This window comes from Streptomyces sp. NPDC059787 (genome assembly GCF_042732315.1).
In the GTDB taxonomy this organism is placed as follows: Bacteria; Actinomycetota; Actinomycetes; order Streptomycetales; family Streptomycetaceae; genus Streptomyces; species Streptomyces atrovirens.
This window is the reverse complement of the sequence record NZ_JBHWHX010000019.1, coordinates 12,398-26,079: the sequence shown is the minus strand read 5'-3', so window position 1 is coordinate 26,079 and position 13,682 is coordinate 12,398. Positions and strand designations below refer to the sequence as shown.

Annotated in this window: 12 protein-coding genes; 8 read left to right on the top strand and 4 right to left on the bottom strand. The window is 72.2% G+C overall.

Annotated features, from left to right (window positions below):
• Positions 1-16: 16 nt before the first annotated feature.
• The gene (locus ACFV5H_RS19535; protein WP_385045266.1) at positions 17-1,243 is read right to left on the bottom strand and encodes an acyl-CoA dehydrogenase family protein; all 1,227 of its coding nucleotides are present in this window, start codon (positions 1,241-1,243) and stop codon (positions 17-19) included.
• Positions 1,244-1,413: 170 nt separating this feature from the next.
• On the opposite strand from ACFV5H_RS19535, the gene ACFV5H_RS19530 reads away from it, so the two are divergent.
• Complete coding sequence (locus tag ACFV5H_RS19530; protein ID WP_073934699.1) at positions 1,414-2,055, top strand: TetR family transcriptional regulator; 642 nt, start codon at positions 1,414-1,416, stop codon at positions 2,053-2,055.
• Between the two features lie 89 nt (positions 2,056-2,144).
• Here the strand turns inward: ACFV5H_RS19530 and def are convergent, their stop codons facing one another.
• Complete coding sequence (def, locus tag ACFV5H_RS19525; RefSeq protein ID WP_383341184.1) at positions 2,145-2,690, bottom strand: peptide deformylase; 546 nt, start codon at positions 2,688-2,690, stop codon at positions 2,145-2,147.
• A 146-nt stretch (positions 2,691-2,836) separates the two neighbouring features.
• On the opposite strand from def, the gene ACFV5H_RS19520 reads away from it, so the two are divergent.
• The 7 genes from ACFV5H_RS19520 (at position 2,837) to ACFV5H_RS19490 (ending at position 10,744) form a co-directional block, all read left to right on the top strand.
• Entirely contained in the window at positions 2,837-4,075 is a 1,239-nt protein-coding gene (locus ACFV5H_RS19520) for a MurT ligase domain-containing protein (protein ID WP_073934697.1), read from the top strand.
• A gap of 25 nt (positions 4,076-4,100) precedes the next feature.
• Complete coding sequence (locus ACFV5H_RS19515; protein ID WP_385045271.1) at positions 4,101-4,829, top strand: type 1 glutamine amidotransferase; 729 nt, start codon at positions 4,101-4,103, stop codon at positions 4,827-4,829.
• Positions 4,830-5,028: 199 nt separating this feature from the next.
• Positions 5,029-6,054, top strand: coding sequence for a 6-phosphofructokinase (locus ACFV5H_RS19510; RefSeq protein WP_385045274.1), 1,026 nt, complete (start codon positions 5,029-5,031; stop codon positions 6,052-6,054).
• Positions 6,055-6,269: 215 nt separating this feature from the next.
• On the top strand, positions 6,270-7,220 hold the full coding sequence (locus ACFV5H_RS19505) for a cytochrome c oxidase assembly protein (protein WP_385045277.1): 951 nt from the start codon (positions 6,270-6,272) through the stop codon (positions 7,218-7,220).
• 201 nt (positions 7,221-7,421) lie between these two features.
• Positions 7,422-8,744: a DUF6777 domain-containing protein gene (locus ACFV5H_RS19500; RefSeq protein ID WP_385196213.1), complete on the top strand. Its 1,323-nt coding sequence runs from the start codon at positions 7,422-7,424 to the stop codon at positions 8,742-8,744.
• A 4-nt stretch (positions 8,745-8,748) separates the two neighbouring features.
• Positions 8,749-10,554: a protein kinase gene (locus ACFV5H_RS19495; RefSeq protein WP_385045283.1), complete on the top strand. Its 1,806-nt coding sequence runs from the start codon at positions 8,749-8,751 to the stop codon at positions 10,552-10,554.
• Between the two features lie 13 nt (positions 10,555-10,567).
• Positions 10,568-10,744, top strand: a complete 177-nt coding sequence (locus tag ACFV5H_RS19490) for a membrane protein (protein WP_030865508.1) — start codon at positions 10,568-10,570, stop codon at positions 10,742-10,744.
• 21 nt (positions 10,745-10,765) lie between these two features.
• Here ACFV5H_RS19490 and ACFV5H_RS19485 read toward each other — a convergent pair whose 3' ends face one another.
• Both ACFV5H_RS19485 and ACFV5H_RS19480 read right to left on the bottom strand, forming a co-directional pair.
• Positions 10,766-11,971, bottom strand: a complete 1,206-nt coding sequence (locus ACFV5H_RS19485; protein ID WP_385045286.1) for a sensor histidine kinase — start codon at positions 11,969-11,971, stop codon at positions 10,766-10,768.
• Positions 11,968-13,680 carry a cation acetate symporter gene (locus ACFV5H_RS19480; protein ID WP_385196210.1) on the bottom strand — a complete coding sequence of 571 codons (1,713 nt, stop codon included), beginning with the start codon at positions 13,678-13,680 and terminating at the stop codon, positions 11,968-11,970. The genes ACFV5H_RS19485 and ACFV5H_RS19480 overlap by 4 nt, the downstream gene beginning before the upstream one ends.
• Positions 13,681-13,682: the final 2 nt, after the last annotated feature.

Here is a 13,682-nt window from a genome sequence, read left to right as displayed (position 1 = left end):
GTCCGTGCGGCCGGTCTCAGCGGATGGGCATGCCCGACAGGGTGCGGGCGATCACCAGGCGCTGGATCTCGCTCGTGCCCTCGAAGATGGTGTAGATCGCGGCGTCGCGGTGCATGCGCTCCACCGGGTACTCGCGGGTGTAGCCGTTGCCGCCGAGGATCTGTATGGCCTGGGCGGTGACCTTCTTGGCCGTCTCGCTCGCGAACAGCTTGGACATCGAGCCCTCGGCGGCCGTGAACGGCTTGCCGTTGATCGCCATCCAGGAGGCGCGCCACACCAGCAGGCGGGCGGCGTCGATCTGGGTGCGCATGTCGGCGAGCTGGAAGGCGACGCCCTGGTTGTCGATGATCGGGCGGCCGAACTGCTCGCGCGTGGTCGCGTAGTCGAGGGCGACCTCGTACGCCGCGCGGGCGGTGCCCACCGCCATGGCGCCGACGGCGGGGCGGGACGCCTCGAAGGTGGCCATCGCGGCGTTCTTCACGCGCTCGCCGCCCTGCTTCGCCTTCTCGCGGGCGCGGGCGAGGCGCTCGTCCAGCTTCTCCTTGCCGCCGAGCAGGCAGGAGCCGGGGACGCGCACGTTGTCCAGGATGACCTCGGCGGTGTGCGAGGCGCGGATGCCGTGCTTCTTGAACTTCTGGCCCTGGGAGCAGCCGGGGGTGCCGGGCGGGACGATGAAGGAGGCGTGGCCCTTGGAGCCGAGGTCCGGGTCGACGACCGCGACCACGACGTGGACGTTGGCGATGCCGCCGTTGGTCGCCCAGGTCTTGGTGCCGTTGATCACCCACTCGTCCTTGGCCTCGTCGTACACCGCGCGGGTGCGCATCGAGGCCACGTCGGAGCCGGCGTCGGGCTCGGAGGAGCAGAACGCGGCTACCTTGACGTCGTTGGCGTCGCCGTACATCTGGGGGATCCAGGTGCCGATCTGCTCCTCGGTGCCGTTGGCGAGGACGCCGACGGCGGCCAGGCCGGTGCCGACGATCGACAGGGCGATGCCGGCGTCGCCCCAGAAGAGCTCCTCCATGGCCATCGGGATGCCGAGGCCGGTCGCGTCGAAGTACTGCTGGGCGTAGAAGTCCAGGGAGTAGATGCCGACCTTGGCGGCCTCCTGGATGACCGGCCAGGGAGTCTCCTCACGCTCGTCCCATTCGGCGGCCGCGGGGCGGATCACATCGGCGGCGAAGCCGTGCAGCCAGTCCCGGACCTCCTTCTGTTCGTCGTTGAGCTCCATGGTGAACTCGGCCATGTCCCCTCCAGCGGCGCACATGCGTGTTACTTGCGGTAACCCCGAGTCTGTTACCGGCGGGTAGGAAAAGTCAACTCCCCCGGACCGGTCGGCATCCCGTTCGATGACCGGATCGCCTTCAGTGTTAGTTTGCGCAGGCGTCACCGAATCAGCACGGGTGGGGAGAGCTCATGAACACCACACAGCGGACCGATCAGCAGCGGTCCGCCGACCGACGCCGGCGCGAGCTGCTGGAGGCCGCCGACCGGGTGGTGCTGCGCGACGGCCCGGGAGCCTCCATGAACGCGATCGCCGCCGAGGCCGGCATCACCAAGCCGATCCTCTACCGGCACTTCGGTGACAAGGGAGGACTCTACGCCGCCCTGGCCAAACGGCACACCGACGCGCTGCTGGACTCGCTGCGGGCCGCCCTGGACGCCCCGGCGGACCGGCGCGAACGGGTCGAGGCCACCCTGGACACCTACCTCTCGGCGATCGAGGCACGGCCCCAGGTGTACCGGTTCCTGATGCACCCGGCCGAGGAGTCGCAGAGCGACCAGGGCTTCGACGTCGGCAAGCACTCGGCGCCGCTGCTGCGCCGGATGGGCGAGGAGCTGGCCCAGGTCATCGGGGAACGGCTGGACCTCGGGCCGGACGGCCAGCGGCTGGCCCGGGTGTGGGGACACGGCATCGTCGGCATGATGCACGCGGCCGGCGACTGGTGGCTGGGCGAACGGCCCTGCTCTCGGGCGGAGTTGGTACGGAGTCTGGCCGATCTGCTGTGGGGGCGTCTCGCGGCGGCGGGGGACAAGGTGGGAGGTCCGGGGTTCTGATCTTCACAGGTCGCGTGCGGACCGTGTGCGGCCGGCCGCGCCCACACGGCGGAGCCGCACCTCGACGCGGCCCCGCCTCCCCGGGGGGTTCAGTCCGCTCGGCGCCAGGAAGCCCGGGCCACCTGCCGCATCAGTTTCCGGTGGCGCCGGCCCGTCAGGCGGTCGGCGTAGATCCGGCCCTCCAGGTGGTCGCACTCGTGCTGCAGACACCGGGCGAAGAAACCCGTGCCGTGGACGGTGACCGGTTCGCCGGTCACCGTGAAGCCCTCGACGACCGCGTGGTCGTACCGCTCCGTCCCCGCCTCCAGACCGGGCAGGGACAGACAGCCCTCGGGGCCGCGCACCACCACCCCGTCCGTCTCCACCAGCCGCGGGTTCACCACATGGCCCAGGTGGCGGACGTCCTCGTCGTCCGGGCAGTCGTAGACGAACACCCGCAGCGGCTCGCCGATCTGGTTGGCGGCCAGGCCCACACCCTGCGCCGCGTACATCGTGGCGAACAAGTCGTCCACCAGGCGTGCGAGTTCCGGACCGAAGCCGGTGACCTCCCGGCAGGGCGCGTGCAGCACCGGGTCGCCAAGCAGGGTGAGGGGCCGTACACGTCCGTGGACGCCGGGGATGGAGCCTTGTCGCATGACCGTCAGAGTACGGTCCTCCCAGCAACGCCCGTCTCACGATGGTGCCGCTGTTCTGGAGTGCGAACGGATCTCGATAGGCTGAGGTCTCACCACGTGGCCGTCAGGCACAGACGCGGCGCGTACGCAAGGAGGATCGAGAACTGATGGCAGGCAACTCGGACCCGCTCACGCCGCGGGCCAAGCTGGCCGTGACCGCGGGCAAGGCGGTCGCGGCGGCATCCCGCGCCGCCGGGCGCGGCAGCGGTTCGGTGATCGGCGGCCGGGTGGCACTCAAGCTCGACCCCGATCTCCTCGCCCGGCTCGCACAGCACCTGGACGTGACCCTGGTCTCGGCGACCAACGGCAAGACCACCACCACCCGGCTCATCGCCGAGGCCCTCAAGGCCGCCGGCCCGGTCGTCTCCAACGCGCTCGGCGCCAACATGCCGGCCGGCATCACCTCGGCGCTGGCCGGCGGCTCGGAGGCCAGGTTCGGCGTCATCGAGGTCGACGAGAAGTACCTCGCGGGCGTCGCCCGGGACACCGACCCCAAGTGCATCGCACTGCTCAACCTCTCCCGCGACCAGCTCGACCGCGCCGCCGAGACGCGGATGCTCGCGGAGAACTGGCGCGAGGGCCTGGCCGGCTCCAAGGCCGTGATCGTCGCCAACGCCGACGACCCGCTGGTGGTGTGGGCCGCGTCCTCCTCCCCCAACGTGATCTGGGTCGCCGCCGGCCAGATGTGGAAGGACGACGCCTGGTCCTGCCCGTCCTGCGGCGGTGTGATGCAGCGTCCGGGCGACGACTGGTTCTGCAGCGAGTGCGGCTTCCGCCGGCCGACGCCGAGCTGGGCGCTCTCCGGCGACCACGTGCTCGACCCGCACGGCTCCGCCTGGCCGATCCACCTCCAGCTTCCGGGCCGCGCCAACAAGGCCAACGCCGCGAGCTCCGCGGCCGTCGCCGCCGTCTTCGGGGTGCCGCCGCAGGTCGCCCTGGAGCGCATGTACCAGGTGCAGGCCGTGGCCGGCCGCTACGACGTGGTCCAGTTCGAGGGCCGTGATCTGCGGTTGCTGCTCGCCAAGAACCCCGCGGGCTGGCTGGAGACGTTCTCGCTGATCGACCCGCCGCCGACCCCGGTGATCCTCTCGGTGAACGCGCGCGGTGCCGACGGCACCGACACCTCCTGGCTGTGGGACGTCGACTACACCCGGCTGACCGGCCACCCGATCTGTGTCATCGGCGACCGGAAGCTGGACCTCGCGGTGCGCCTGGAGGTCGCGAACCAGCAGTTCCAGGTCTGCGAGAACCTCGACCAGGCGGTGCAGCTGTGCCCGCCGGGCCGGATCGAGGTCATCGCCAACTACACCGCGTTCCAGGATCTGCGCCGCCGCGTCGGCAACTGACCAACGACACCCCAGGGGACTTGAAGTGAGCGACAACCAGCTGCGGGTCGTGTGGATCTACCCGGACCTGCTCAGCACCTACGGCGACCAGGGCAACGTCCTCGTCGTGGAGCGCCGGGCGCGGCAGCGCGGCCTGGACGTGGCGCGGCTCGACGTGCGCAGCGACCAGCCGATCCCGACCTCCGGCGACATCTACCTGATCGGCGGCGGCGAGGACCGTCCGCAGCGGCTGGCCGCCGAGCGGCTGCGCCGGGACGGCGGTCTGCAGCGGGCGGTGGGCAACGGCGCGATCGTCTTCTCGGTCTGCGCCGGCTACCAGATCCTCGGCCACGAGTTCATCAACGACCTCGGCCAGCGCGAGCCCGGTCTCGGCCTGCTCGACGTGGTCTCGGTGCGCGGCGAGGGCGCCCGGTGCGTGGGCGACGTGCTGGGGGACGTCAACCCGCAGCTGGGCCTGCCCCCGCTGACCGGGTTCGAGAACCACCAGGGCGTCACCCACCTGGGCCCCTCGGCCCGCCCGCTCGCCCAGGTGCGCTTCGGCAACGGCAACGGCACCGGGGACGGCACGGAGGGCGCGTTCAACGAGACCGTCTTCGGTACGTACATGCACGGTCCGGTGCTGGCCCGCAACCCGCAGATCGCGGACCTGCTGCTGAAGCTGGCGCTCGACGTGAACGCGCTGCCGCCGACCGACGACCGCTGGTACGAGGCGCTGCGGAACGAGCGCATCGCGGCGGCGCAGCAGCCCGCGTGAGTCTCCGTCCGCCTGCGGACAACCCCCTGACACTCCGGCGTGACCGGCCCGTCTGACGGCTGGTCCGCACAGGTGAGCGGGGTCGTCCAGCAGGCGGACGCCAGGTGCGGCCCCGCCCCCCGGAACGGCTAGGGTGGCGGAGATCGAGCCGGACAACGCGGTCCGGTCCCGGCCCACTTCGAGAAGGTTGTTTCGGGCTATGCGCATTGGTGTCCTCACGTCCGGCGGCGACTGCCCCGGCCTGAACGCCGTCATCCGGTCCGTCGTGCACCGTGCCGTCGTCGACCACGGCGACGAGGTCATCGGCTTCCGGGACGGCTGGAAGGGCCTCCTGGAATGCGACTACCTCAAGCTCGACCTCGACGCCGTGAGCGGCATCCTCGCCCGCGGCGGCACCATCCTCGGCTCCTCCCGGGTCCGCCCCGAGCACCTGCGGGACGGCGTGGAGCGGGCCAAGGGGCACGTCCGGGAGCTCGGCCTCGACGCGATCATCCCGATCGGCGGTGAGGGCACGCTGAAGGCGGCCCGGCTGCTGTCGGACAACGGCCTGCCGATAGTGGGCGTGCCGAAGACCATCGACAACGACATCGCCGTCACCGACGTCACCTTCGGCTTCGACACGGCCGTCGGCGTGGCGACCGAGGCCCTGGACCGGCTGAAGACCACCGCCGAGTCGCACCAGCGGGTGCTGATCGTCGAGGTCATGGGCCGGCACACGGGCTGGATCGCGCTGCACTCCGGTATGGCGGCCGGCGCGCACGCCGTCGTCGTACCCGAACGGCCCTTCGACATCGACGAGCTGACCGCGAAGGTCGGCGCCCGGTTCTCGGCCGGCAAGCGGTTCGCGATCGTCGTCGCCGCGGAGGGGGCCAAGCCGAAGGCCGGGACCATGGACTTCGACGAGGGCGGCAAGGACGTCTACGGCCACGAGCGGTTCGCCGGCATCGCGCGGCAGCTCTCCCTGGAGCTGGAGTCGCGGCTCGGCAAGGAGGCGCGGCCGGTGATCCTCGGGCATGTGCAGCGCGGGGGGACGCCTACGGCGTACGACCGGGTGCTGGCGACACGGTTCGGGTGGCATGCGGTGGAGGCGGTGCATCGGGGGGAGTTCGGGCGGATGACCGCGCTGCGCGGGACCGACATCGTGATGGTTTCTCTCGCCGAGGCGGTGGAGACGCTGAAGACCGTGCCGGAATCGCGGTACGCGGAGGCGGAGTGCGTGCTGTGAGTTTGCGGCGCCGGTAAGAGCTCGGTCTGTCGAGGTTCGCGGCGGTCTGCGGGCCGTTCGCGGTTGATCGCGCCCACGCGGCGGAGCCGCATATCGATACAGCCCCGCGCCCCTGGAGGGTGTTTCCCTGACCCCGGCCACAGGTGTGGCCGGGGTCGGCCGTACTCTGAGTGCGGACAGACTGCGTACAACCCCCACGAAACAGGAGCCGGTGGATGGATCACGGCGGGCACGGTATGACCATGGATCTGCCGCCGTTCACGCTGGGGCGAGGGCTCGGCTGGTCGGCGGACCCCTTCTTCCTCATCGCCTGCCTGCTGGGGCTGGCCCTGTACGGCTGGGCTGTGGTCCGGCTCGTACGGCGTGGTGACAAGTGGCCGGTGGGGCGGACCGTCGCGTTCGTCGCCGGTGTGCTGAGCATCGGGCTCATGATGTGCACCAAGCTGAACGACTACGGCATGGTCATGTTCAGCGTGCACATGGTGCAGCACATGGTGATCAGCATGGTGTCGCCGATCCTGATCCTGCTCGGCGCCCCGATCACCCTCGCCCTGCGCGCGCTGCCGCCGGCCGGGCGGGGCCGCAAGGGGCCGCGCGAGCTGCTGCTGATGCTGCTGCACAGCCGCTACATGCGGGTCGTCACCCACCCGGTGTTCACCATCCCGATGTTCATCGCGAGCCTGTACGCGCTGTACTTCACCCCGCTGTTCGACTTCCTGATGGGCTCCGGGGTGGGGCACATCGCGATGATGGTGCACTTCCTCGCCGTCGGCCTGGTCTTCTTCTGGCCGATCATGGGCGTGGACCCGGGGCCGCACCGGCCGGGGTATCTGATGCGGATGCTGGAACTGTTCGCGGGCATGCCGTTCCACGCGTTCTTCGGCATCGCGCTGATGATGGCGTCGACGCCGATGGTCACCACCTTCGAGAACCCGCCCGGCTCGCTCGCCATCGATGCCCTGTCCGACCAGAACGCGGCCGGCGGCATCGCCTGGGCCTTCAGCGAGGTCCCCTCCGTACTGGTGCTGCTCGCGCTGCTGTTCCAGTGGTACGCCTCGGACCAGCGGCAGGCGAAGCGCCAGGACCGTGCCGCCGACCGGGACGGGGACAAGGAACTCGAGGCGTACAACGCCTACCTGGCCTCACTGAACGCACGCGGAAACTGAATTCACCGTTTCCCCGATCCCCTTGAACGGGGATTTTCCACCGGTAGCATGAATGCGTCGGGGGAACCGCAAGGGGGAGCGGTGATGGCACTTCGCGCGTTCACGCACAGGGCGGGAAAAGCGGCGATCCGGAAGATCGCCGTCCTGTCGTTATTACTTCTTGTCGCCATTGGGTGCGATTCCGGCACACCTTTGTTCGATGTGAAGGCGGTGGCCGCGGGGGCCGCTTCCCTCGCGCCGTTCTTCGACGAGAGCAGCGGACTCGGACGGGACGCCGACGTGCGGTCGCGGCCCGCTCACGGCGGTCTGCAGCAGGGGGACACGCCTGGCCTGTACGGGGGCACCGGCGAGGCGGCGATCTGCGACGTCGAGCAGTTGAAGCGGTATCTCGCCGAGCCGCGCAACGACCGCAAGGCGCGGGCGTGGGCCCGGGCGCTGGATCTCCGTAAGGATGAGATACCGGAGTATCTCGACGGGCTCACCCCTGTTCTCCTGCGTCACGACACTCTGGTGAGGAACCACGACTACAAGAAGGGAAAGGCTGTTCCCTTCAACGCGCTGCTTCAGGCGGGAATCGCGATTCTGGTCGACGAGCAGGGGATGCCGGCGGTGAAGTGCTCGTGCGGAAATCCGCTGCGGCCCTTCGAGGGGGACAGGAACAGGATTTCCGTCTCGTTCGACGACGGGAACGAGAAGTGGAAGGGGTACGACCGTTCCGAGGTCGTGGTCGTACGGCCCGCCTCCCACGAACTGGAGCGGATCGCCCTCGTCGATGTGGAGGATCCCGACCGGGGCATCGAGCGGCCCGTGGGGACGACGGGCGAGGAGGACACCGCCTTCGACACGAGGAAGCGGCAGGCGGTGCCGTCACTCGTCGGGACCACGTTCGGTGAGGCGAGCCGGCGACTGGCCGGACGGGGGCTGGCGGTCTCGTACGGCGGGAAGGAACCGCCGCCGGACGGCGCGCGGGTCACGGCGTCCGATCCGGCCGCCGGGGCCGAGCTGCGGTTCGGGGCGCACGTCACGCTGAGCGTGGTGGCGGACACGGGTCCGTCCGGTGGCGGCACCACTCCCCCGGGCCCGGAGTCGTCGCGACCGACGACGAGTCCCGCATCACCGTCCACGCCGTCCTCGCCGTCCTCCCCATCCTCGCCGTCCACGCCGTCCTCGCCGTCCTCCCCATCCTCGCCGTCCTCCCCATTCACGCCGTCCACACCGTCCTCGCCGTCCTCCGGTCCGTCGAAGTCCGAGCGGCCTGCGTCGCCGAGCGGGACACCGGAAGCCACGTCCCCACCGGCCGACTCGACACCGCCGCCCCCGCCGAGCACCGCGTCCGGCCCACCGCCTTCCACGCGCTCCGCGCCTCCGGAACCCTCCGGGACCGCCTCCGCACCTCCCCGCGCCACTCCCCCACCACCCACCGGCGAACCCGCGAGCAGCGCCCCGGCCACGAGCGTGCCCGCCACCCCCGAAGCACCCACCACGAGCGCCCCCGCCGAGCGCCCCCGCCGAACCCGGGAGTGACCGGATGTCCTCATCACCGACGTCGGGAGTGGGCCGGGTCATCGCCGGCCGCTATCTGCTGCTGCACCGGCTGGGCAGCGGCGGCATGGGGCACGTCTGGCTCGCCCACGACCAAAGACTCGCGTGCGAGGTCGCGCTGAAGGAGATCGTGTTCGGCGACCCTGCCGAGCCCGGCCAGGAGCGGGAGGCCCGGGTCGCCCGGGCACGCGCCGAGGCCCGCCATGCGGCCGGTCTGCGCGGTCACCCCCATGTGGTGACCGTGCACGACGTGCTGGAGCACGAGGGGCTGCCGTGGATCGTCATGGAGTACGTGGCGGGCGCCGTCGATCTGCGGGAACTGCTCGCCCGGAGCGGTCCGCCCGCCCCCGCCGAGTGCGCCCGGATCGGGCTGGCCGTGCTGGACGCGCTGACCGCCGGACACGAGCGGGGCGTGATGCACCGGGACGTGAAGCCGGCGAACATCCTGCTGGCCCCGGACCGCACGGGATCGCCGTACGGGCGGGTGCTGCTCACCGACTACGGCATCTCGGTGCGGCCGGACACCGGGGAGACGCGGTACACGATGGCGTCCGCGCTGGTCGGCACGGCGGGCTATCTGGCACCGGAGCGGGCCACCGGCGGTCCGCCCACCCCCGCGGCCGACCTGTTCTCGCTGGGCTGCACGCTCTATCACGCGGTGGAGGGGCGCGGCCCCTTCGCGCGGGAGTCCCCGCTGGCCTCGGTCACCGCCGTGGTCATGGAGGACCCGCGTCCACCGGTACGGGCGGGCGCGCTGGAGCCGGTGCTGCGGGGGCTGCTCGCCAAGGACCCGGACCTGCGGGCGACGGCGCGGGAGGTGGAGGCCGAGCTGGCGCGGATCGTGACGCCCCAGACGGAGGCCTACGCGCGGACGCGGACGGACCTCGGCTCCCAGCCGCCCTGGGCCGCCTCCGCGCACCCGGCGCCCGAGGCGGGCGCACGGGGCCCCGCCGCCACCGGTGCCCGCCGTCGCCCCCGCCCGCACGCGCTGCGCGCGGTCCTCGCCGGCGGGCTGGGCCTGGTGCTGGCCCTGGGCGGTGCCTGGTACGCGCTGGCCGACCGGGAGAGCGGCGGCGGGACGGCGGTGCCGTACGGGGAGGCGGTCGGGCTGGCCGAGCCGCTGGAGGAGGGCGACTGTGTGCTGGCCGACTGGCCCGGTGGCTCCCCGTTCACCGGCACGCCCCGGCTGGCCCTCGACCCGACCTGCGCCGACCAGGCGCCCGACGGGCAGGTCGTGGCGTTCGTCGAGGCCGCCTCGGACGGGGAGGCGCGGGAGCGGGGCCCGGCCCGCTGCGAGGAGCGGACGCGGGAGCTGCGCGGCCGGCTGGCCGACGTACGCGGCCTGGCCGTCGTACCGACGGCGGACGGGTTCGAGGCGGCCGGGGGGCGTACCGCCTGTCTGGTGCTGGGGGCGCACGGGCCGGTGTACGGGCCGCTCGGGGACCGTCGCCGCCCCGGGACGGCGTTCGCCGACACGGCGACGATGCAGCGGCGGGACTGCCTGGACGTACGGTCCCGCCGGGAGGCGCGGCTGGCGTCGTGCGACGGGGCGTACGACGAGCAGGTGCTGGGGTTCACCCGGCTGGGCAAGGACGTCACCCTGGCCGAGGCGCGCACCGGGTCGGACACGGCGTGTGCGCGTGCGGTGCCGCCGCGTGACTACGGCTTCGACCCGTCGCTCCACGAAGCGGGGTCGTGGACCAGTGAGGGGCCCTGGAAATCAGGCACACATGTCGTCGTGTGCACCGTAAGGAGGCAGAACGGGGGCACCATGGAGGGAGCCGAACCATGAGGAGGGTGTTGCGATGCCCGGTTCCACGAACGGTTCCACGTCGACGAAGACCATGGGAGTGCTCACCGTCGGCGGTCTGGTCGCCGTGACGGCGTACACGGTGGCGCTCGGCAGCAACGGCTGGCTGTGGTTCGGCTGGGTCGTCCTGGGGCTGATCACCTTGGGAATGGTGGCCACCCGCAGCACCTGAGGGGCGCCGGGCCGGCCGGCCTCACCTGGGGGTGAGCCGCCCCGTCAGGTGCACCCCCGGCTGGTACTTCGGCAACCGGACGGTGATCTTCATGCCAGCGCCCACGGCCGTCTCGATGACGAGGCCGTGGGCGTCGCCGTAGACCTGGCGGAGCCGGTCGTCGACGTTGGACAGTCCGATGCCGCCGGTGGGGCTGACCTCGCGGGCGAGGATTCGGCGGAGCAGGCCGGGGTCCATCCCGGCGCCGTCGTCCTCGATGACGACGAGGGCCTCGGCGCCGGTGTCCTGCGCGGTGATCTGGATGCGGCACGTGTCGGCCTTGCCCTCCAGTCCGTGCTTGACGGCGTTCTCCACCAGAGGCTGGAGGCAGAGGAAGGGCAGCGCGACCGGCAGCACCTCGGGGGCGATCTGCAGGGTGACGGAGAGGCGGTCGCCGAAGCGTGCCCGCACCAGCGCCAAGTAGTGGTCGATGGCGTGGAGTTCGTCGGCGAGGGTGGTGAAGTCGCCGTGCCGGCGGAACGAGTAGCGGGTGAAGTCGGCGAACTCCAGGAGCAGTTCGCGGGCGCGTTCGGGGTCGGTGCGCACGAACGAGGCGATCACGGCGAGCGAGTTGAAGATGAAGTGCGGGGAGATCTGGGCGCGCAGGGCCCTGATCTCGGCCTCGATGAGGCGGGTGCGGGACTGGTCGAGGTCGGCGAGTTCGAGCTGGACGGAGACCCAGCGGGCGACCTCCCCGGCGGCCCGGACCAGGACCGCGGACTCGCGGGGCGCGCAGGCGACGAGCGCGCCGTGCACCCGGTCGTCGACGGTGAGCGGGGCGACGACCGCCCAGCGCACCGAGCAGTCGGGAGTGTCGCAGGTGAGCGGGAAGGCCTCGCCGCGGCCGGTGTCGAGGGGGCCGGTGAGGCGTTCCATGATCTCGGCGCGGTGGTGGGCGCCGGCGCCGTCCCAGACGAGGACCTGGTCGCGGTCGGTGAGGCAGAGGGCGTCCGTGCCGAGCAGGGAGCGCAGTTTGCGGGCGGACCTGCCGGCGGTCTCCTCCGTCAGGCCGGCCCGCAGCGGGGGCGTGGCCAGGGAGGCGGTGTGCAGGGTCTCGAAGGTGGCGTGCTCGACGGGGGTGCCGAGTCCGGCGAGGCCGGCGGGGCGGGCGGTGCGCCGGCCGATCCAGAACCCGGCGGCCAGCAGGGGCAGGACGGCGACGAGCAGACCGGCGAGGAAACCGCTCATGCGGACACCTCCGTGCGGAGTTCCTCCGGCAGGTGGAAGCGGGCCAGGACCGCCGCCGTGCCGGGCGGCACCCGGCCGGGGGTGGCCAGGGACACCAGGATCATGGTGAGGAAGCCCAGCGGCACCGACCACAGCGCGGGCCAGGCGAGCAGGGCGTGCCAGGGCCCCGTGCCCGGGTAGCCGGCCATGGTCGCGGCGACGGCGAGGAACGCGGAGCCGCCGCCCACCAGCATCCCGGCCGCCGCGCCGGGCGGGGTCAGCCGGCGCCACCAGATGCCGAGGACGAGCAGCGGGCAGAACGACGAGGCCGACACGGCGAAGGCGAGCCCCACGGCGTCGGCCACCGGCAGCCCGCCGACCAGGAGGCTCGCCCCGAGCGGTACGGCCATGGCGAGCACGGTGCCGAGCCGGAAGTGCCGTACGCCGCGGGTGGGGAGCACGTCCTGGGTGAGCACGCCGGCGACGGCCATGGTGAGCCCGGAGGCCGTCGACAGGAACGCGGCGAAGGCGCCCCCGGCGACCAGCGCGCCGAGGAGGTCGCCGCCCGTTCCGCCGATCATGCGGCCGGGCAGGAGCAGGACGGCGGCGTCCGCGTCGCCGGTGAGGGTGAGCTCGGGCGCGTAGAGCCGGCCGAGGGCGCCGTAGACCGGCGGGAGGAGGTAGAAGGCGCCTACCAGGCCGAGGACCGCGACGGTGGTGCGGCGGGCGGCGACGCCGTGCGGGCTGGTGTAGAAGCGGACCACCACGTGGGGCAGTCCCATGGTGCCGAAGAAGGTGGCGAGGATCAGCCCGTACGTGGCGTACAGCGGGCGTTCCTCGCGGGACTCGGCGCGGGAGGGCGACAGGGCGTCGTCGGCGCCGCGTCCGGCGGCGGGGACCTCGGTGCCCTCGGCGAAGGTGAGCCGGGTGCCGCCGTCGATGCGGTGGGGGCCGGCGGAGAGGCCGGTCTCGGTGCCGTCGAGTTCGCGGCCGTCGACGGTGCCGTCCACGGTGACGGTGAGCGGCTCGGTGAGCCGGAGCACGAGCGTGTCGTCGATGCGCACCACCCGCTGTTCGCGGAAGGCGGCCGGTTCGTCGAAGGCGTGGCTGGGGGCGCCGTCGCTCTGCCAGGCGGCGATCAGGAAGAGGGCGGGGACGAGCAGCGCGGTGAGTTTCAGCCAGTACTGGAAGGCCTGGACGAAGGTGATGCTGCGCATGCCGCCCGCGCCGACGATGACGGTGACCACGGCTGCGACGATCACCCCGCCGAGCCAGTCGGGCGCCCCGGTGAGGACGGTCAGGGTGAGCCCCGCGCCCTGGAGCTGCGGCAGCAGGTACAGCCAGCCGACGCCGACGACGAAGGCGCCCGCGAGCCGCCGTACCGTCTGGGAGGCGAGCCGGGCCTCGGCGAAGTCGGGCAGGGTGTAGGCGCCCGAGCGGCGCAGCGGGGCGGCGACGAACAGCAGCAGCACCAGATAGCCGGCGGTGTAGCCGACCGGGTACCAGAGCATGTCCGGGCCCTGGACGAGGACGAGTCCCGCGATGCCGAGGAAGGAGGCGGCGGACAGGTACTCGCCGCTGATGGCGGCGGCGTTGAGGCGGGGGCCGACGGTGCGGGAGGCGACGTAGAAGTCGGAGGTGGTGCGGGAGACGCGCAGACCGAAGGCGCCGACGAGGACGGTCGCGAGGACGACGAGGGCGACGGCGGGAACGGCGTAGGCGGAGTTCACGG